Source organism: Manganibacter manganicus (genome assembly GCF_002075885.1).
GTDB classification, from domain to species: domain Bacteria; phylum Pseudomonadota; class Alphaproteobacteria; order Rhizobiales; family Rhizobiaceae; genus Mesorhizobium; species Mesorhizobium manganicum.
In genome coordinates this window covers 183,066-201,967 of sequence record NZ_MDET01000034.1, presented here as the reverse complement: position 1 = coordinate 201,967, position 18,902 = coordinate 183,066, and the positions used below count along the sequence as shown (strand labels likewise).

Genomic DNA, 18,902 nt, shown 5'->3' with positions numbered 1-18,902 from the left:
GCAGTCACGCGGTAAGACTTCTGACCCGCTCGAACGCCTTGTCGAGCGGCCAGAGTGGACGCGGCACGCGGATATAGGGTCGCCGCTCCGCGCGTGGGGTCGCCAGTGCACCCGCATCGCAGACGACGACCTTGCCGGCTATGGGCTCAAAGGCCGCACGGAAATGCTGCATGGACTTCAGAACCAGCACGCGGCAAGTTGTCGGCTCGATCCCGAAAGCGCGTAATTGCTGGAGATCAACCATTTGCTGCGCCTCGGAAACGATCAAGATGTCGATTCCGTCGACATCGATCACCGCAGTCGGTCCGAAACTATGGGCAAGTCCGCCCTGGATCGGCCCGTCGCCTATATAGGCCCCGTCCGAGAGCTTGCGCAGCACGCCGGTCACCGGTAGCGGGCCGCCGCCGAAATTCGCATCGCCCTTGCCGCCAATCACCACCGTTACGGTTTCGCCTTCCTCGCGGCGATGCAGTTCCGCTGCCGCTTCGGCGTCGACCATGGGGGCAAGCACGGCGCCCCGCACGCCTGCATTAAGCAGTCCTTTCAGCAGCGCGGTCGAGTCGCCATAGGAGCCGGCGCCAGGATTGTCGGCATAATCGGCGATGACAAGCGGCTTGTCGCCACGCCAGGCGAGAGCCTCGGCGGCGGCTTCCTCGATCTCGATGAAGACGTTTCGCTTGCTGGTGCGCCCCTGCCAGACTCTGTCGGCGAGTTCCTCCGTCACGCGCCGGGCGACCGCCTCGGCGTCGGGATCGCTTCTGTCATAGGTCGCGAGCACGGTCGGACCGACACAGGACACATCCGCCCCGGTGAAGGCCGCATTGACGGAAACCGCAAACAGGCCCTCGGCCTCGGCCTCTCGGGCGCGATCGTAAAGCGCCAAGGTCTCGGAAATGTCGGTGCGGCCGGAATTCGCCTCGTCCAGCATCGGCACATGCGCCCTGACGGTGCGCGGCATCACTTCGCCTTTCATGGCGCGGTCCAGAATTCGGGCGGCATGGATACCGGTTTCGCGCATGTCCACATGCGGATAGGTCTTGTAGGAAACGAGGATTTGCGCCTGACGGACCATATCCTCCGATACCATAGCGTGAAGGTCGAGCGTCACCGCGATCGGGATGTCCGCTCCAAGTTCGTCTCGCAGGAGGTTGAGCAGGTAGCCTTCCCCGTCATCGCAGAAGTCCGGGACCATCGAGCCATGCAGGCCGAGCAGCACTCCGTCGAGCCGGCTCTTGTTCGACCGTGCGGCCCCCAGGATAACACCCGCAATGTGGTCATAGGCCGCCTTCGTTACCCGCCCGCCGGGCACGGCATGTGCCGAAATGGCGTGTACAACGTTCCAGCCTGCGGACTCGGCCACATCCATGAAACCGGCAAGTTCGGTGTTCGCGTTGCGCCGGACGCGGATTGCTTCTTCGCCATGTAACAGCGCGTCCACCTCAAACTGTGGCAAGTCGGTGCGATAGCGCGAAAACGTATTGCTCTCGTGCATGAATTCGGCGGTGAGGACAGTGAAGGTCATTGATGGTCTCTATTGCGCGACGCGGACAGTGTGGCTTTCGCCGATCTGGATAAGTACGCTGGGCTCGGGTTCTTCGTCAGGCGTCGGCCGGCGTGATATATCGGGTGAAAAACGCGAGGCATCGGGAATGGGTGCAGCATCCGGCAAGCGACGCGTTCCGACCAAAACCGCATCCGGATCTGGAACAGAACTGATCAGGCGGCGCGTATAGGGATGGGTCGGGCGGTTAAAAATCGAATTCCAGTCCCCCTCCTCGACGACGCGACCAAAATACATCACCGCGACCCGATCGCTGACATGCTCCACCACGCTCAGATCGTGCGAGATCATGATGTAACTCAGACCTAGAGTCTCCTGCAGATGCATCAGCAGGTTGATGATCTGCGCCTGGATCGACACATCGAGCGCCGACACCGGTTCGTCCAGAACCAGTATTTTTGGGTCAAGCATCAGCGCCCGCGCGATCCCGATCCGTTGACGTTGCCCGCCCGAGAATTCGTGCGGATAGCGGTTGGCATGATCCGGCGTCAGGCCGACACGCGTCAGCATGTCGGCGACGCGGTGGTCGGCGTCGCTTCCCTTGGCGATTTCATGCAGCGAAAGCTGTGAGGACAGCATGCGCCCGACGGTCTGACGCGGGTTCAGCGATGCATAGGGATCTTGAAATACCATCTGGGCGATGCGAGCGCGATCTTTCCGGCCAGGTGCATTGGCCCCTGTCAGTGACCGACCCCGAAACAGAACGTCCCCCTGGGTCGGCTCCTGCAAACCCATCACGGTTAGCGCCGTGGTGGATTTTCCGCAGCCGGACTCACCGACGATGGACAGGCATTCTCCTTCGTTCAGGGTGAGATTCACCCCCTGCACGGCGCGGAGCGTGCGTTTCGGGGCGAGAGGCGATTGACGTGGCAACGGGAAATGGACACTGAGATCCCGGATTTCGAGCAAAGGTGCGCTCATGCCGTCACCTCCGGACAGGCCTCGCGCGGGGTGGTCAGCGTTGGCGCGTCGCGCCCGCGGTCCTCGCTGGCTACAACCTGGTCAAGTTCCGTCAAACGGCCACGCCCGGCGAGGGTTCGTGAACCCAGGCGCGGACGCGCAGCAAGCAGGCCGCGGGTATAAGGATGCAACGGGTTCTCGAACAGTGCCTTGGCGTCCTGTTCCTCAACGAGGCGCCCTCGATCCATGACGCCGACGCGTCGACACATATTGGCGATCACGCCTAAATCGTGGCTGACCAGCAGCACGGCGGTTCCCTCGGCCTTGCAAAGCTCGGCGATCAGTTCCAGGACACCAGCCTGTACGGTCACATCGAGCGCGGTGGTCGGCTCGTCGGCAATCAAAAGGTCAGGGCGGCAAGCCAATGCAATCGCGATCATGACACGCTGGCGCATTCCTCCGGAGAGCTGATGCGGATAGGACCGGGCGCGCTCCTCGGGCGAAGGCACGCGAACGTTTTCCAGCCCCTCGACGGCTTTGCGACGCGCCTGCGGCCAACTCATGCCGCGATGAACAACCAGCATTTCAGCAATCTGTCGGCCCACTGTCACCAAGGGATTGAGTGCCGTCATCGGCTCCTGGAAAATCATCGACATACGATCGCCGCGCAGGCGGCGCCGGGCGCGGTTGCCAAGTTTGAGAACATCCTGTCCTTGAAACATGACCTCGCCGCTCGTCACTTGCAGCGGTCGCTTCAACAGCCCCATTACCGATAGGCCGGTGATGCTTTTCCCGGAGCCGGATTCCCCAACCAATCCATAGGTTTCTCCGGGCAGGATATCGAAAGACACGTTATGAAGGATGGCGTTGTGCTTGCCGACGCCGATACGCAGATTGCGTATGGACAGGACCGGATCAGGACAAATGCGGCTCATGCCTTCCGGGTCCTCATGTGTGGATCAAGCATATCGCGGAGCCCGTCGCCAAGTAGGTTGAAGCCGAGAACAGTGACGAAAATCGCGAGTCCGGGGAACACTGACGCCCAGGGAGCGGTGCGGATCAACTCGCGTGAATCTGTCAGCATGTTGCCCCAGCTTGGCTGTGGAGGACTGATGCCAACGCCAAGAAAGGACAAGGCCGCCTCTGCCAGGACGGCGCTGCCGATACCGAGCGTTGCGATGACCAGTACCGGGCCGAGGATGTTCGGCAATATCTGCGTTCGCATGATGTTGGCATCGCTGAAGCCCGCGACCTTGGCGGCTTGCACGAAGGCTTGGTTCTTGAATGACAAGGTCGAACTGCGGGCGATGCGACAGGTCCACGACCAGTTCGTCAGGCCGAGCGCAATCAGAAGACTTGGCAGACCTGGCCCCAGCACCGCCATGATGGCGAGCGCAAACACCAGCGACGGGATTGCCAGCATGACATTCGTCAGCCCGTTCACCAGATCATCCCACCAGCCTCCGAAATAACCGGCCGAAACGCCGAGCACCGTACCGATGGTCGAGTTGATCATCTGCGAGACGAGGCCCACGGTCAAAGACACCTGGGCGCCGTACAGAACGCGGGAAAATACGTCACGACCCTGTGCATCCGTGCCCAGCAGATGCTCCCAGCTTGGGGGCATCTCGGAGACCATCAGATCCGCATCGAGTATCGGATCATACGGCGCAATCCAGCCGGCGCAGATTGCCGCCACAACCACGATCACCGCCAATGTCAGCCCGAAGACAAGATTGAAGCGCAGCCGCATCCTCAAGCCACCTTGATGCGCGGGTCAATCGCGGCATAAGCGACATCGACCAACATGTTGATGACGAGGAACCACAGCACGATCACGATAACCGTGCCCTGAACCACGGGAATGTCGCGAGTCGAAACACTATCGACCAGAAGCGAGCCGATTCCTGGCCAGGAGAACAGCGCCTCGATCACGATCGCCTGCCCCATGAGCGAACCGAACTGGAGACCGAGTGTGGTCAGGACGAGCACCAGCACGTTACGGGTCACATGGGCAAACACCAGACGCGGCTCCGTCAGCCCTTTTGCCCGCGCCGTGCGCACGAAATCGGCGTTCATGACGTCCAGAACACCTGCGCGGGTTGTTCGCGCCAGAAGCGCCATCGGCGATACGCCTAGCGCAATGGCTGGCAATACGATGTGTTTGATGCTGCCGGGGTGGTAGCCGAAGCTGGGTAGCCAGCCAAGTTGCAACGCGAAGACATACATCAGAAGCAGACCGAGCCAGAATTCAGGAAGCGACAGGCCCGAAACGGCCATCATCATTGTTCCGGTATCAAACAGGCTGCCCGGCTTCAGCGCGGCGAGAAATCCGAGAGGAACGCCGACCACCACGGCAAAACCCATTGCTGTTAGCGCGAGTTTGATCGAAGGCCAAAGCCTTGGCTCAATCACATTCCATACCGGTTCACGGGTCCGGTAGGAAATTCCAAGATCGAAATGCGCCAGCCCCCAGAGATAGTCACCGAGGCGAACCAGCAGAGGCTTGTCCAGCCCGAACTCTGAATTCAGATGCGCAACGACATCTGCATTCATCGCGTTGCGACCCTCCGCCATCAGGCTCGATATGAAGCTGCCAGGGATGACGCTGAAAATCACGAAGATGATCAGGACGACCGCCAGCAAGGTGGGGATCATCTGCAGCGTGCGACGAAAAATGAAGCGCAACATGAGCTGGTTCTGCCTCCCAGAGCATCGGGCCGAAAAGTGACTGCCGGGTTTCGGATTGTTCCGATGCTCCATTAAAGTGCTGGAGCGTCCTTTGTGCGTTCAATTGAACACGGCGCTCCAGGGGCGAGTGTCATGCGGCGGGCCGGATCACTCCCGCCCGCCGCATGACATCCCTACTTGCGCGAAGCGGGGGCGCTGGCGTCGATCCAGATGTCTTCATAATCCTGGATCGCCAGTTCCATGGCGTTCGGCTTCAGGCCGTGAACCCATGGCTGGTAGGCCATCACGGCCTTGTTATAATTGAAGAACCAGATCGGAGCTTCCTCTTGGAGAAGGTTGTTTGCCTCCTTGAGAATCTCGTTCTGCTTGGCTGGATCGGTTTCGTTACCCGCCTGCTCGATCAGCTTGTCGAAGTCTGCGTTGGAAAACTTGACATAGTTGCAGGCGGTTTGCGGGGTTTTCGAATAGAAGCAGGTCAGATATTTCAACGGATCCGGGCCGGACGAGTTCGACCAGATAAAGGCTTCAAAATTGTCTGACAGGATCTTGTCGGACAAGACTGAACTCTCCACCGGGTCGGTCGTCACCTTGATGCCCACCTTGGCCAGCATTGGGATGATCGCCTCGACGATCGGCACGCCCCAACTTTCATTCGAGGTCGCGGTGACCGAGAATTTCAGGCCGGTCTCGAATCCCGCTTCCTTCAGCAATTCCTTGGCCTTTTCCGGATCATAGGGATAAGGCTTGGCGCTCTTGTCGAAAGCCGGCGACGATATCGGCAGCCACGAGACCGCGGGATAGGCTTTGTTCTTCAACAGTTTCTCGACGATCAGATCCTTGTTGATCGCATAGTTGATCGCCTGCCGGACGCGCTTGTCCTTGAACGCTTCGACCTTCGGGTTGAAGCCGATGTTGCGGGTGTAGACTTCGGCCACTTCAAGAATGTGATCCTTCAGCGCCGGATCCTGGCCATAGGCTTCGTATTGCACCGGGCCCAGAACATTGACGTCGATCTCCCCATTGCGGAAGGCGATGTCGCGGGCCGAGGCTTCACCCATCAGCATGATCGCAAGCTTATCCAGATGCGGCTTGCCTTCTTCGTAATAGTCGTCGAATTTTACCAGTTCGACCTTCGAGCCGGGAACGTAGTTGGCAAGCTTGAACGGGCCGAGGCCATTGGGTTTGGAGGCGAGTTGATCCTCCGGATAATCCTTCGAATAGATCGGCGCAAAATTCGACATCAGATTCCAGCCCGGCTCGGCCAGGTTGATGAAGGTGATCTGGACGGTTTTGTCGTCGATCTTCTTCAGCCCCGAAATATGATCGGCCTTGCCGGCCTGAAATTCGGCGACGCCGGCGATCTGCAGCATCTGCTCCGCACCTGGCAGCGCCTTCTTGGGATCTGCCAGACGGTTGTAGGACCAGATCACATCGTCAGCATCGAGCTTGTCGCCATTGTGGAAGGTCGCGTCCCGGAGCTTGTAGGTATAGGTTTTGCCGTCCGCCGACTTCTCGACAGATTCTGCGAGAGCGAGCTCCGGCTTGCCGCTTTCGGGGTTCCATTTGTAGAGCGAGCGATTGATCGCCTTCGCAACGATTTCGTCTTGCGTATGCGGGGTCGCCGTGATGTCGAGCGACGTAATCGAACTGCCATAGGGCGCGACATACACGAATCTCCCGCCATCCTTTGGAGTCGCGTCCTGCGCCAGGGTGGCGGTCGCCATCCCCAGCATAAGTGCCGCTGTCAGGCCAAGTCTGGTCAACATCTTACTTTCCTCCCATGGGGTTCGTTTCTCATTCCTCTCCGAGACGGTCGCGTCCAGCGGCCGCCTCACCCTCTTTCATGGACGACACGCCCGTCCAGAACCGTTATTTCACATTGCGTTTCATTCAGGATCTTCTCGGGGTCGGCTGTCAGGAGATCATTCGAGAACACGGCGATATCCGCCAGCATTCCGGGCTCCAGCCGCCCTTTCACCTTTTCCGCGCCTTGGGAATAGGCGCCATGTTCGGTATAAGCGCGCAGAGCCTGTTCGGGCGTCAGTATCTCGGAGGCATCCATCACCGTGCCCTTATGCGTCTTGCGCGTAAGCATAGCGTAGAGGTCCGGGAAGGGATTGGGCGAACAGACCGGTGAGTCGCTGCCGGTGGACGGTTTCATCCCAAGCCGATCCCAAGTGGCGATCGGATAGGAGGTCAGCCCGCGCTCCGCCCCGAGGACCGAGATGTAAGCGTCGCCGAAGTCGTAGATGAAGGCCTGCTGGGGTGCCGGCAGGATGCCGGCCTGAAGCATCCGCTGGTTGATTGCTGCATCGACATAGCCACAATGCTCAATGCGATGACGATGCTTATGGCCGGGATTGGCAGCACGCACTCTCTCATAAGCGCGCACGAGCTGGTCAATGGCGGCATCGCCGATGCCATGACAGACCATGGTGTAACCCATCGCCGTATATTGATCGACCAGTTCGAACAGTTGGGCGTCAGGCAGCATCTGAATGCCAAAATTGTCAGGCTGGCCGATATATGGCTGGCGCATCCAGGCCGTTCGCCCGCCGGCCGAACCATCCGTGAATACCTTCACGCCACCTATCCGGAACATGTCGCTGCCGCAGCCGGTGACAAGGCCGGCAGCATGGCATGGCTCGACGATGGACGATCCGGGATCGCCCAGAAGCGTTGCCCAGACCCGCACCGGCAGTCTGCTTTCGCGCTCAGCCTGCTGATAGGCTTCGATCTCGGTCATGCCGTCGACCTGGCCGACAGCCGCATCCATGCAGGACGTGATGCCAAACTGCAAAAGGTGGCGGCCACCCGCCTCGATGGCATCGATAATCCCGGCAAGAGACGGCGTCGGCTGGACGTCATAGACGAGATTCTGGGCATTCTCCGCCAGCATTCCGGTAAGTTCGCCAGCCTCCCGGCCAATCAAGCCGCCATCCGGATCAGGCGTATCGACGTCGATTCCCGCCAGCGCCAAGGCGCGAGAATTCGCGATCGTGACATGGCCGCAAGCGCGTGTGACCGAAACCGGGTGATCAGGCAGCGCAGCGTCCAGTTCCTGCGCCGTGGGCATCCGGCCGTCGGGATAGCGGGTCTGGTCAAATCCACGCGCCGTCACCCACTCGCCCTTCGGCGTTTTGACGGCTCGCGCCTGAAGGGCGGCAAGCAGCGCGTTGCGGGTCGGTGTTGCATCCGGCGTTGCATCGACCTTGCCACGCAGCAATCCTGTCGAGATAAGATGCAGATGCGCATCGTTCAGGCCGGGCATCGCAAAGCGCCCAGCCAGATCGATCACCTTCGTGCCTGCTCCGATCGACGCCTTGATGTCGGAGTCCGAGCCGCTGGCCTGGACCTTGTTGCCAAGGATCGAAATCGCTTCTGCGATTGGATTGCCGAAACCAGTCCAGATTTTGCCGCCAAGGAGAACGAGATCGGCCTGCTTCAGTGAGTTCATATCGCTGGCTCTGTCCCTTCCAGTAGCGACAAAGCGCCAATCCTTGTCGAGCGGCAAATAGCCATCCCAATCTCGCTCTCGCTCGAAAACGCTTTGCTATACGTGTCCCGACAATGATTTGCAGAAGGAACTCCGCCCTGCCGCCTTGGATAGGGCAAAAGGCTCCGCGTTGCGGCAGCAACGCAAGGACGCTCTGCCGTATCGAGCACGAAATTCGAGATTGTTCCCCTCCCGGATGCCGGCTTCGGGTGCCGGCTTGGTCATTTTTCCGACGATACGTCGTCTGGAGCAATATGGCTAATTCGGTTTTTGCAATTAATCATGCCAAATTTGCATAACATGAGCGCAAATCATGGCATGGCCGCTTCGACGCCAGACAGATTTTGGTTGCTTCGCCCTATCGTAGAGAGGGGTCGACAATGCGTGCAATATGCTGATGGAAAGTCGATTAGCCCACCCTTGTTTTATCTAACGGCAATCTCGTAACACTGCGTAATGGGCTCTCTGGGGCGCCATACATCAGGTCATTGGCAGTTTCCGTTGCCAAGGTCATATGATTTGAATTGATAACAAGGAAAGGATCGTCATGCGGATGCGATGCAGGCTCGCCGTCTTTTTCTTTCTGGTCGCAATGCCCTTGTGGCCGCAAGCCTCTGCACACGCGCAGCAGCCAACAGCACCTTTAAAGGTCGGCCTCTTCGTCAATCCCCCCTTCGTGATGAACGAAGGAGGGCACTTCACCGGTATGGCAATCGACCTTTGGGAACATCTGGCGGCGAAACTTGATCACCAATATCGCTACGTCGAGTTCCAGACGCTTCGTGACCTCATCGGTGCGACCGCTTCCGGCAAAGTCGATGTTGCCGTCACCAATATGACGATCAATCAATCGCGAGCCGAACGAGTAGATTTCACTCAGCCATGGTTTGATGGCGGCATGCGGATCATGACGAATACAGAGCGGGGGAAGGGCTTGTCCAACCTGATCTCCGGCCTTAGTGATGCGGGGTTCCTGAAAGCGTATGCCTGGATCGCATCGATCATTGTGGCCGCCACGTTTTTTCTCACTTTCTTCGATCGCCGGTTTGACACATCGTTCCCCAGAAGGTGGCGAGACGGCGTCGCTGAGAGCTTCTACACGGTGATGTCGGTTGCGACATCCGGCAAGCCTCCCTCACGAAAAAACCTCTTCGGCTGGGTCGGCCGCATCTGGCAAGGGCTGTGGCTGGTTTGTGGCATCGCGGTTCTTGCTTATGTGACCTCATCGGTCACAAGCGTGATGACGACTCTTTCCCTCACCAACCAGATCAACGGCATCGCTGACTTGGCCGACCAGCCGGTTGGGGTGCTAAGGGGAACGGTCGAGGAGGATTTCGCGCTGCAACAAGGCCTCCAGACACGGCCTTATCCGGGCCTAGCCCAAGCCGTTGAAAGCCTGCTGAGTGGCGACGTGGCTGCCGTCATCGCCGACGCGCCCGTTCTCGAATATTATGCCTACACTCATGCCGATCTGCCGGTTGATGTCGTGGGACGTCTGTTCGAGCCGGACAAGTACGGCTTTGCCCTCCCACACGGCAGTACGTTGACGCACCCGCTGACGATTGAAGTGCTCGGCGCACTTGACACCGGGGAGGTGGAGAAACTTCGCACCAGATATTTCGGGGCAGCTGAATGATCACGAGGGATATATATGCTTTCTTCACACGGTGCGAGCTGCGCCAGGTATAGCCTCATCTTTCTGCCCGATATCGAGCAGATCTTCGATGCGGATCGGAAAGCGGCGGACGCGCACGCCCGTCGCATGCCGACCGTTCCGGTGATGCTTCGCTCCCTTAGCACGTAGTGCAAAAAAAGCGCCTGTCCCCGGTTTCGGTCGTTTATAGCACCTTTGGCATCCATCAGATTTACGATGCCAGAAGAACCTTCGCCACGGCCTCATCCGTCACCAGATGATTTACATATTTGCCGAGCAACGTCGCACGGATGATGCGCGCTTTGTAAAGCCCTCCGGAAGCGAGCACCGAGACGGGCTTCTGGCGCAGCGCGTTCAATGAAATGGCCATAACGGAACGATTCAGCGGATGATCGACCGGTTGACCCTCGGCATCGAGGAAATAGCCGAGCGTTTCGCCGACCGCCCCCAGACGCTCCAGCTCTTCCAGATTGTCCTTGACGATGCGTAGCGATGGAATGGGCGAACGCTGGTGCAGATCGCCACAGGCGATCAACGCCACGTCGGCGATCTCCGTGCGCGCAAGAACATCGGCGATCTCGTCATTATGGAGGATTGCTTCAAGGCTCTCGGGGCTCGAGCAATAAATAGGCGCGGTAAGATAGTGGCACTCGAGGCCAAACGATCTGGCGACCGACATGGCCACTTCGAACGTATTGGTCAACGACGCTCGGGTGACGCCCCCCATCAACCCAACGACCCAGGAATTCGGATTGGGCCGCGCCTCCAGTCGCCTTGTCGCGAAGGACAATGTCCGGCCCCAGCCAATCCCCACGCCCAGATCCCGCCCGGCAATAACGGAGTTGAGAAGTTCGCCGGCCGTCTCGCCTATGGTCCGCTGCTGCTCGACCGGATCCGCCAACGAAGGCACGACCACCGCCCGAGTGAGACCATACCGGGCCTTGAGAGCTTCTTCGAGCTCAACACAATCGGCAAGCGGCAAGCGGACTTCGACATTGACCAGACCAGCCATACGAACTTGCCCGATGATCTTGTTGACGCGCAGGCGCGTCATGCCAAGTTCCTTCGCGATGTTCGTCTGCGTCATTCCTCCGACGAAATACAACCACGCAGCCCGAGCAAACTCGCGGTCCAATTGAAAATCGTCATCGCCGGCATCGGCTCCGGGCTTGCTCAGCACGCTGAAATGTCCATTGGCTTATTCGTCCATGGGTGATGATTTGGCCGATTTTTGCCTCGTTCACTCCAGGTTCGTGTGACGCGAGCGCATGGCAGCGGCATCTACACCCAGACGCTCCCGCAACTCCAATATCAGCACCTCAAACAGCAAATAAAGCGCGCCCTCGAAGAGCGACCCCATCGGCAAAACCGAACTCGGCGCCGTCGCATCGCGTGCCATGGTCTGCGCCGGCACAACCAGAGTCCAATCGGCGGAACGTGGCGTCGCGCCCTCTGGCTCTGCCGTCAGGCAAAGGCTTTTCGCGCCTGCATGGCGGGCAACGCCGAGCAAGGCGCGGACGGTGGAAAAATCACCGGGACCGGCCGACACGATCAACAGGTCGCCATCCCCCAGATGCGGCGTGTCCATATCGCCCACGACATGCGCATCGAGACCAAGATGGAAGAGCCGCATGGCCAAGCCCTTGACCTGCAAGCCCTCGCGCCCGACCCCGTAAAGCGCGATACGGCGCGCGCCGGCAATGGCATCGAGTGCGACCTTCACCTGATCCTTGTCGATAGCAACGAGAACCCCGCGCAGTTCGTCCAGCGCCTTGTCAAAAGTCTCGTCCATGCTTCCTCCCAACAAGAAAACCGTCATCCCGGCGCCTATTGACCAAGCGTCTACTGGCCAGGCGCCTTTTGCCCAAGTGCCCCCTGTAGAGCTTCGGTCATGGCGCGCAGCGTCAGATATGTGGAGGCGGCTCCGGGATCGATATGACCGATCGAGCGTTCGCCAAGCTTTGCGGAGCGGCCACGGCGCGCAACCATATCCGTCGTTCTGTCCATGCCATCCTTGGCGCCGGCAGCAGCCTTGACCATCACCTCGACCGACGAGGCCCCGTTTTGGGCGGCGTTCGTCGCGGCAACGGCTGCCGGCACCCAGGCATCCACCATCGTCTTGTCGCCGGGCTCCGAGCGGCCACGATCGCGAATGCCCTGACAGGCCGCGGCAATCCAGCTTGCCAACGCGTTGGCATCGAGGTTCCGCCGATCGCCGACCGCAGTGCCAGCGCGCAGGAAGGCAGTTGCATAGAGCGGTCCGGAGGAAGCGCCGACGGCATCGAGAAAAGCCTTGGCCATGCGCTTGCAGGTTGCCTCGATCGTTTCATGATCGGGCGCGGCCGCCAGCGCCTTGGCCACCGCGATCCAGCCGATCTCCATCGTCACGCCGTGATCGCCGTCACCGATCACGCCGTCGAGTTGCGACAGCCAATCCTTCTCGGCGATAATCGCCGCCCCAACTTTGCGCATCATCTGGCGGAATATCGCTGGCGTGACATCGCCATCCGTTGCCAGTTCCTTATGCTCGGCCGCACCGTCGGCATCGTCCCCGCGTGTTTGCACCGCGGTGTGAGCCACATTTGCGCGCGCCGGGTTTGCAGCGGCAATTTCGCCGACAGTCAGCGCAACAGAGCGGCAGGGATGCGCAAGCAATGCGCGCAATTCGTCGTCCAGCCGCAGCACGGTGATGGAGGCTCCGGCCATTTCAAGCGACGTCGCATATTCGCCGACCCAGCTGCGGGCCACAGCGATGCCATGGTCACTCAGGATATGCTGCGTCTTGCGGTGAAGGAGATAGAGTTCCATCATCGATGTGGAGCCAAGGCCGTTCACCAGAACAGCCACCTCGTCGCCGCGCCGCAAACCGAGGTCGGCGATGATCGCCGAGAGCAGGTCTTGAGCAATCTCGTCAGCGGTTTCGAGCGGGCCGCGACGAATGCCGGGCTCGCCATGCAGGCCCATGCCGATTTCCATGTCGTCGGCAGATATCTCGAAATTCAGCTTGCGCGTTTGTGGCAGCGAGCACGCCGAAAGCGCAACGCCCATGCTGCGTGTCGAGGCATTGGCGTGGCGCGCAAGGCGATCGATCTCGTCGAGGGGCAGCATCCGGTCAGCGGCCGCGCCGGCAATCTTGAAGACGAAAAAGTCACCGGCAATGCCGCGCCGTTCGCCGATCCGTTCCTTGGGGGCAGAGGCGACATCATCTGTCACGGCAACGCTTTTGACGGCAACGCCAGACGCTGACAGCTCTTCGGCTGCCATGTCGAAATTCATCACATCGCCGGAATAGTTGCCATAAAGGAAGACGACGCCAGCACCGCCGTCGGCTTCGCGCGCGGCATCCAGGATCAACTCTGGCGATGGCGAAGCGAACACATTGCCGACAGCCGCCGCATCGGCCAACCCACGACCGACATAGCCGGCGAAAGCCGGCTCATGCCCCGAACCTCCACCCACCACGACACCGACCTTGCCCGGCCGAGGCCCATCAATGGCAACGATTGCCCGTCCAGCGGCTCCCGCGACGCGCAACAAATCGGGATGGGCGCCGATCATTCCCTCGATCATCTGCGGAATGATATCTTCCGGGGCGTTCATGATTTTCTTTGTTCGAGCGCTCACCAACTGTTCCTCGATCATATGTTCGGGTTCGGATTGCAATCTATGCAGCCTGCCGCAGAAGTGCGACGGCAGCCTTCATGTCGGCGAGCACATGCTCGTCGGTTTCCTCGAAGGGATAGATTATTTCCATGAAGTAGGTCTGACTGGAAAGACGGTGGCGTCTCCAGAATTCCGCCAACCTGTCCGGCGTTATCACGCCGTCACGGGTAAAGTTCCAATGCCGATCCAGAAGCCCATCGGACTGCTGGATATGGAAGGCGCCGATATAATCGCCGCAGATCTCCATCCAGTAATCCATATCGGCCTTGTCGCCGAAGAGCGGCGTAAACAACGCATGGCCCCAATCGACCATGAGCCGCACCGGTATGGCGCTGTGGGCGTTCAGGTCCTTCATCAGGCGCAAGGCGTCCGGCGCCGAGGACGGGAATTCCGTCGCCAGAGGAACCGGCTCGATGTAAAGGGTATCCAGCCCTCGTGCCTTGGCATGATGGGTAAGGTCGAGATAGGCCCCGATCGCGTCCTTGTAGATCGTTTCGCGACGAACAGGGTCGAGCGCATCGGCGGCCGAAAACGACCCGAAGGGCATGCCGGCGGCGCGTACTCCCATTTCCGACGTCATGTCGATTGCGCGCTTGAGGTGCTCTTTGCCCAGCGCCCGCAGTTCCGGGGTCGGCGCGAGAAAATGGTTATAGGTGTAGGATGCAAGCCCACCGAACGTGCTTTCGATGGTGATGCCCGCACGGCGGAATGCGGCGGCGTACTCACGCGCGATCGGATCGCGTTGCTCGGCCGGCCACCACGGATCAACCAGGTCCCAGGTAAATTGAACGATATCGCAACCGATCTCGTTCTTGACGATATGGGCCATGGCGTCGCCGCCCAGCCAGCGTTTGATGGCGAACGACAGGTTCAATCCAAGTTTCATGTTCTCCTCCCGTACATTCGCTGGTTAGGCTGCATCGGAACGCAGGTAACGGCGCGACACAGCGTCGAAAGAGATCGCCAGGACGACGATGACACCGCTGACGATGCCCTGCCAGTAAGGCGAGACGCCAAACAGAACGATGATGTTTTCGATAATCCCGATGATGGCCGCACCGAAGGTCGCGCCTAGCGGCGTGCCAACCCCGCCGGTCGTGGTCACACCACCGATGACGGCGGCTGCGATCGGTGCAAGCACCCAGGTCTCGCCGATCGACGGCTGGGCCGTTCCCAGCCGGGCGACCATCAGCAGGCCAGCCAGGGCAGCCATGACGCCGGCGAAAACGAAAACCAGTATCCTGATGCGGTCGACCTTGATGCCGAGCATGCGAGCGGCGGCCGGATTGTTCCCGATGGCATAGAGGTAACGCCCGAACGGAGTCTTGGCGGCGATGAACGACACAATTGCCAGCACCACGATCATGATGACGAACGGCATTGGAATTCCGAACAAATCACCACGACCGAAAACCTGAATTTCCTTCGGGATATTGGTGATGGCAACACCGCGCGTCAGCACCAGGTTGGCGCCGCCGAATATGCCGGCTGTGCCGATGGTAAGCACAAGCGAATGCAGGCGAAGAAGCGACACCAGCACACCGTTGAGCAGGCCGCAAGCCGCCCCCAGAAGCAATGCAAGCGGCAATGCGATCCAGGGCGACAGGCCTAAATTGACCATCAGCATGCCGGCGGCAACGCCACACAAGCCGCCGATGACACCGAGCGACAGATCGATCTCCCCCAGGATCATCAACGATGCCTGGCCGATCGTCACAAGGCCGACGAAGGCCAGCGTTCGAGTCACGACGGACAGGTTGTAGCCGGTCATGAAATAGGGCGACAACAGCGCCGATATGACGAAGATCGCGACCAGCGCGATGAAAACGCCAGCCAATGGATTGACGACCAGCGCCTTGAGGGGATTAGGCCGCATCGGGCGTGTTCTCCTTACCGAATATTGCGCCGACAAGCGTTTCGTTGCTCGTGCCGGCGGCATCGAAACTTCCTGTCACCTTGCCCGAGTGCATTGTGACGATACGTGTCGCGCATTTGCGCAACTCCTCCATCTCGGAGGAAACCAGGATGATCCCGACGCCCTGCTCGGCCAAACCCTTCATGATGCGATAGATCTCCGCCTTGGTACGCACATCGATGCCCTTTGTCGGCTCGTCGAAGATGAGGACGCGCGGCTGCTGGGCCATGGCGCGGCCAATAAGAGCCTTCTGCTGGTTGCCGCCGGACAGGAACATGATTTGCTTGCCCATGCTCGACGTTTTGATGTCGTAGGCCTTGATGATATCGGCGACGCAGGCGCGTTCCTTGCGCGCGGAAATGCCGAACACCGACGCGGTCTGGTCGTAAAGCGAGATGCCGATATTGTCGCGCACCGACATCAGCGGCAGTATGCCGTGTTGCTTGCGCTCCTCGGACAGATAAATCATGCCGTTGCGGATCGAAGCGGCCGTATCGCCGAGCGTCCAGGGCTTACCCTCCATTTCGACCGCGCCGGCTGTCGCCTTTATGTAGCCGAATATGGTCTGCATCACCTCGGAGCGGCCGGCCCCCACCAACCCGGCGAAGCCGAGTATTTCGCCGCGTTTGAGGTCAAAATCGACATTCTCGAAATGCGGACCGCTCAGTCCGCGCACCGTCAAGATCGCGTCCCCGTCGCCCGGCGGTACAACCTCGGGACGGAAGGTATCGCCAAGGTGGATCGTTTCCCCCGACATTGCCCGGATGAGCCCATTGACATCAGTATCAGCCAGATGCCCGGCCTCCACCTTCTCGCCATTCCGCAGAACGGTGCAGTCATCTCCGATGGAAAACACTTCATCCATCTTGTGCGATATGAAGATGATCGCATGTTCGCTATCACGAAACCCCGAAATGACCTGAAACACGCGATCGACTTCGGTACTCGTCAGTGACGAGGTGGGCTCATCGAGGATAAGCACTTTCATGTTCTTGTTCGTGGAGGCCCGTGCGATCTGCAACAATTGCTGATCGGGAACCGAGATCGTGCGCACGAAGGCGGCGGGCGACGCGGTTATGCCGAACCGCGCGAGAACCGTCGCCGCTTCGCTTTCGAGACGCCGACGATTGACAATGTTGCGGCCATGCCCCGTGCGGTCATAGGGAAGAAACAGGTTTTCCGCCACCGACAGGTGCGGAAACAGGGTAAGTTCCTGCGGTACATACGCAATATTGCGAAACAGGCTCGGGTCTTCGGCGGGGTCTTTTCCATCAATGCTGATGCTGCCGCGCGAAGGTCTGTCAGTGCCCGTCAGAAGCTTGACCAGAGTGGATTTGCCGGCGCCGTTTTCTCCAGCGAGAACATGAACGCGGCCGAGTTCGATTGAAAGATCGACATCGTTCAACGCACTTACGCCGGGAAAGTCGCGGCCCAAGCCATGCGTTTCGAGAAAGGCCATATGACAATCTGTTCCTGATAGTGAGCTGTCGGCCTTCATATGAGCCGGCAGTTTCCGTCGGTCTTCCGATAACCGGAAGAAAGAGGGCCGCGAGCCCGAGCCGCGGCCCTGAAACGGGCGTTACTTCACATTGTCCTTGGTCAGGAAGGAGATGCCGGTATCGATGTATTTCGGCGTCTCGGCACCCGTCGCCTTCTGCCACATGGTCATCACCGACCAGTAACCCTGCATCTCAGGCTTGGTTGACGAGGAACTGTCGGCGACGCCGTCCTTGATCAACTGGATCATCTGCGACAAATCATCCAGCCCGACGAGTTGAACCTTGCCGACCTTGTCCGCTTCCTTGATGGCCTGGCCGATGCCGATCGGGCCAGCCGCGTCACAGGCAACCCAGCCTTTCAGATTCGGATTGGCCTGCATGATAGCAGCGGCCTGCTTTTGCGCGGTCTCGATGTCGTCATTATCGATGCCCGTCGCAACAACCTTGATCTGCGGATGTTCGGCAAAGACCTTCTTGTGGCACTCCGCGCGGATGGCATGGTTGGGTGCAGTCGGCACGCCCATCATGATGGCAACCTCGCCACCTTCTTCGCCAAGCAGTTCGACAAGGCGCCGTGCCGCTATGGACGCCTGCTCGCAGAAATCGTTACCGATGCTGGTAAGATCCATGCCCTCGGGCGGGACCGAGTCGAAGATGGTAACCGGAATGCCCTGCGCAACGGCTTCTTCCAACGGAGCGCGATTGCCGCTGGGGTCAAGCAGGTCAATGGCGATGCCGTCGGGATGCGTGGCGATCGAGGTTTCCAGAATCTGGTTCTGCTGAACCACATCGGCCTGCTGCGGCGCACTGTACTCGATCTTGACCGTAGAACCGGTCTGCGCCTCAATGGCCTTGGCAGCCGCATAAGCACCATTGTTCACCTTGTCGAACCAGGGATGGACGACCTTTGGAATAATGACGAAGCGATAGCTGTCTTTCTTGACCGTGCCGGGGCCGGCATCCTGAGCGAAAGCGGCGGTCGATGCCAGAAAAAGCCCGGCCAATGCCAGCTTGAACAATGTCTTCATAGGGGTCCTCCTTGGGCTCACTGCAATTTGGAATAAGTGCTGTGAAATCGCAGGCACGATTATATTGATGCCTTCCCAACCTCGATACACATGTATTTTATTATTTACAAGAGATCACCTGATCGATCGGCGCGATGTTTCCCAGATGCGGACGCATAACAAGACGGCGCGCTCAGCCGTGTGACATCGACCCGGAAGCGGCAAGCTGGGCGTCGGCAACAACAATCAGGATTTCTGGCGGGAACCTGCTCTCGAGCCATGACAGGAGGAACTGGCGAGCCTGTTAAAGGCATTGCCGCTTATCTTCGAGCGCCTACCGAGGCGTATTACCGCAAGGTGTGGTTCGAAAGGGATGACATCGTTATTTCGAGCATGACCGGAAATTCGATCTGCCGGACTGACTCAATCGGTGCTCGAAACTGGAGAGTCGTTTTGTCCGAATAGCTCGTCTTTGGCTTGAATCGGGCGCGCACGAAGCCTTGAGAAGCGCTCAAG

Annotated in this window: 15 protein-coding genes; 1 reads left to right on the top strand and 14 read right to left on the bottom strand. The window is 59.5% G+C overall.

Annotated features, from left to right (window positions below):
• Window positions 1-4 precede the first annotated feature (4 nt).
• The 7 genes from BFN67_RS18270 to BFN67_RS18240 form a co-directional block, all read right to left on the bottom strand.
• Complete coding sequence (locus BFN67_RS18270) at window positions 5-1,522, bottom strand: M81 family metallopeptidase (RefSeq protein WP_080920948.1); 1,518 nt, start codon at window positions 1,520-1,522, stop codon at window positions 5-7.
• A 9-nt stretch (window positions 1,523-1,531) separates the two neighbouring features.
• Window positions 1,532-2,470, bottom strand: coding sequence for an ABC transporter ATP-binding protein (locus BFN67_RS18265; protein ID WP_245295316.1), 939 nt, complete (start codon window positions 2,468-2,470; stop codon window positions 1,532-1,534).
• Window positions 2,471-2,478: 8 nt separating this feature from the next.
• Window positions 2,479-3,387 carry an ABC transporter ATP-binding protein gene (locus BFN67_RS18260; RefSeq protein WP_425349803.1) on the bottom strand — a complete coding sequence of 303 codons (909 nt, stop codon included), beginning with the start codon at window positions 3,385-3,387 and terminating at the stop codon, window positions 2,479-2,481.
• A gap of 5 nt (window positions 3,388-3,392) precedes the next feature.
• Window positions 3,393-4,214 carry an ABC transporter permease gene (locus BFN67_RS18255; RefSeq protein WP_080920945.1) on the bottom strand — a complete coding sequence of 274 codons (822 nt, stop codon included), beginning with the start codon at window positions 4,212-4,214 and terminating at the stop codon, window positions 3,393-3,395.
• 2 nt (window positions 4,215-4,216) lie between these two features.
• Window positions 4,217-5,152, bottom strand: coding sequence for an ABC transporter permease (locus BFN67_RS18250; RefSeq protein WP_080920944.1), 936 nt, complete (start codon window positions 5,150-5,152; stop codon window positions 4,217-4,219).
• A gap of 173 nt (window positions 5,153-5,325) precedes the next feature.
• The gene (locus tag BFN67_RS18245; protein WP_080920943.1) at window positions 5,326-6,918 is read right to left on the bottom strand and encodes an ABC transporter substrate-binding protein; all 1,593 of its coding nucleotides are present in this window, start codon (window positions 6,916-6,918) and stop codon (window positions 5,326-5,328) included.
• A 65-nt stretch (window positions 6,919-6,983) separates the two neighbouring features.
• Window positions 6,984-8,609: an amidohydrolase gene (locus BFN67_RS18240; RefSeq protein ID WP_080920942.1), complete on the bottom strand. Its 1,626-nt coding sequence runs from the start codon at window positions 8,607-8,609 to the stop codon at window positions 6,984-6,986.
• A gap of 586 nt (window positions 8,610-9,195) precedes the next feature.
• Between BFN67_RS18240 and BFN67_RS18235 the strand changes: the two genes are divergently transcribed.
• On the top strand, window positions 9,196-10,284 hold the full coding sequence (locus BFN67_RS18235) for a transporter substrate-binding domain-containing protein (RefSeq protein WP_080920941.1): 1,089 nt from the start codon (window positions 9,196-9,198) through the stop codon (window positions 10,282-10,284).
• A 229-nt stretch (window positions 10,285-10,513) separates the two neighbouring features.
• Here the strand turns inward: BFN67_RS18235 and BFN67_RS18230 are convergent, their stop codons facing one another.
• The 7 genes from BFN67_RS18230 to BFN67_RS18200 all read right to left on the bottom strand — a co-directional run bounded on the left by BFN67_RS18230 (window position 10,514) and on the right by BFN67_RS18200 (window position 18,407).
• Window positions 10,514-11,389: a sugar-binding transcriptional regulator gene (locus BFN67_RS18230; RefSeq protein ID WP_080921009.1), complete on the bottom strand. Its 876-nt coding sequence runs from the start codon at window positions 11,387-11,389 to the stop codon at window positions 10,514-10,516.
• A gap of 153 nt (window positions 11,390-11,542) precedes the next feature.
• Window positions 11,543-12,094: an SIS domain-containing protein gene (locus BFN67_RS18225; RefSeq protein ID WP_080920940.1), complete on the bottom strand. Its 552-nt coding sequence runs from the start codon at window positions 12,092-12,094 to the stop codon at window positions 11,543-11,545.
• Window positions 12,095-12,144: 50 nt separating this feature from the next.
• Complete coding sequence (gene dhaL, locus BFN67_RS18220) at window positions 12,145-13,926, bottom strand: dihydroxyacetone kinase subunit DhaL (protein WP_080921008.1); 1,782 nt, start codon at window positions 13,924-13,926, stop codon at window positions 12,145-12,147.
• Between the two features lie 40 nt (window positions 13,927-13,966).
• Window positions 13,967-14,851 carry a sugar phosphate isomerase/epimerase family protein gene (locus BFN67_RS18215; protein WP_080920939.1) on the bottom strand — a complete coding sequence of 295 codons (885 nt, stop codon included), beginning with the start codon at window positions 14,849-14,851 and terminating at the stop codon, window positions 13,967-13,969.
• A gap of 24 nt (window positions 14,852-14,875) precedes the next feature.
• Entirely contained in the window at window positions 14,876-15,841 is a 966-nt protein-coding gene (locus BFN67_RS18210; RefSeq protein ID WP_080920938.1) for an ABC transporter permease, read from the bottom strand.
• Window positions 15,831-17,339 (bottom strand): sugar ABC transporter ATP-binding protein, encoded by a 1,509-nt coding sequence (locus tag BFN67_RS18205; protein ID WP_080920937.1) that lies wholly within the window; start codon window positions 17,337-17,339, stop codon window positions 15,831-15,833. The genes BFN67_RS18210 and BFN67_RS18205 overlap by 11 nt, the downstream gene beginning before the upstream one ends.
• Window positions 17,340-17,459: 120 nt before the next feature.
• The gene (locus BFN67_RS18200) at window positions 17,460-18,407 is read right to left on the bottom strand and encodes a substrate-binding domain-containing protein (RefSeq protein ID WP_080920936.1); all 948 of its coding nucleotides are present in this window, start codon (window positions 18,405-18,407) and stop codon (window positions 17,460-17,462) included.
• Between the last annotated feature and the right edge of the window lie 495 nt (window positions 18,408-18,902).

Coding starts and splice junctions, on each gene's coding strand:
- BFN67_RS18270 (WP_080920948.1), bottom strand. CDS start 1,522: ATGACCTTCACTGTCCTCACCGCCGAATTCATGCACGAGAGCAATACG.
- BFN67_RS18255 (WP_080920945.1), bottom strand. CDS start 4,214: ATGCGGCTGCGCTTCAATCTTGTCTTCGGGCTGACATTGGCGGTGATC.
- BFN67_RS18250 (WP_080920944.1), bottom strand. CDS start 5,152: ATGTTGCGCTTCATTTTTCGTCGCACGCTGCAGATGATCCCCACCTTG.
- BFN67_RS18245 (WP_080920943.1), bottom strand. CDS start 6,918: ATGTTGACCAGACTTGGCCTGACAGCGGCACTTATGCTGGGGATGGCG.
- BFN67_RS18240 (WP_080920942.1), bottom strand. CDS start 8,609: ATGAACTCACTGAAGCAGGCCGATCTCGTTCTCCTTGGCGGCAAAATC.
- BFN67_RS18235 (WP_080920941.1), top strand. CDS start 9,196: ATGCGGATGCGATGCAGGCTCGCCGTCTTTTTCTTTCTGGTCGCAATG.
- BFN67_RS18230 (WP_080921009.1), bottom strand. CDS start 11,389: ATGACGCAGACGAACATCGCGAAGGAACTTGGCATGACGCGCCTGCGC.
- BFN67_RS18225 (WP_080920940.1), bottom strand. CDS start 12,094: ATGGACGAGACTTTTGACAAGGCGCTGGACGAACTGCGCGGGGTTCTC.
- BFN67_RS18215 (WP_080920939.1), bottom strand. CDS start 14,851: ATGAAACTTGGATTGAACCTGTCGTTCGCCATCAAACGCTGGCTGGGC.
- BFN67_RS18210 (WP_080920938.1), bottom strand. CDS start 15,841: ATGCGGCCTAATCCCCTCAAGGCGCTGGTCGTCAATCCATTGGCTGGC.
- BFN67_RS18205 (WP_080920937.1), bottom strand. CDS start 17,339: ATGGCCTTTCTCGAAACGCATGGCTTGGGCCGCGACTTTCCCGGCGTA.
- BFN67_RS18200 (WP_080920936.1), bottom strand. CDS start 18,407: ATGAAGACATTGTTCAAGCTGGCATTGGCCGGGCTTTTTCTGGCATCG.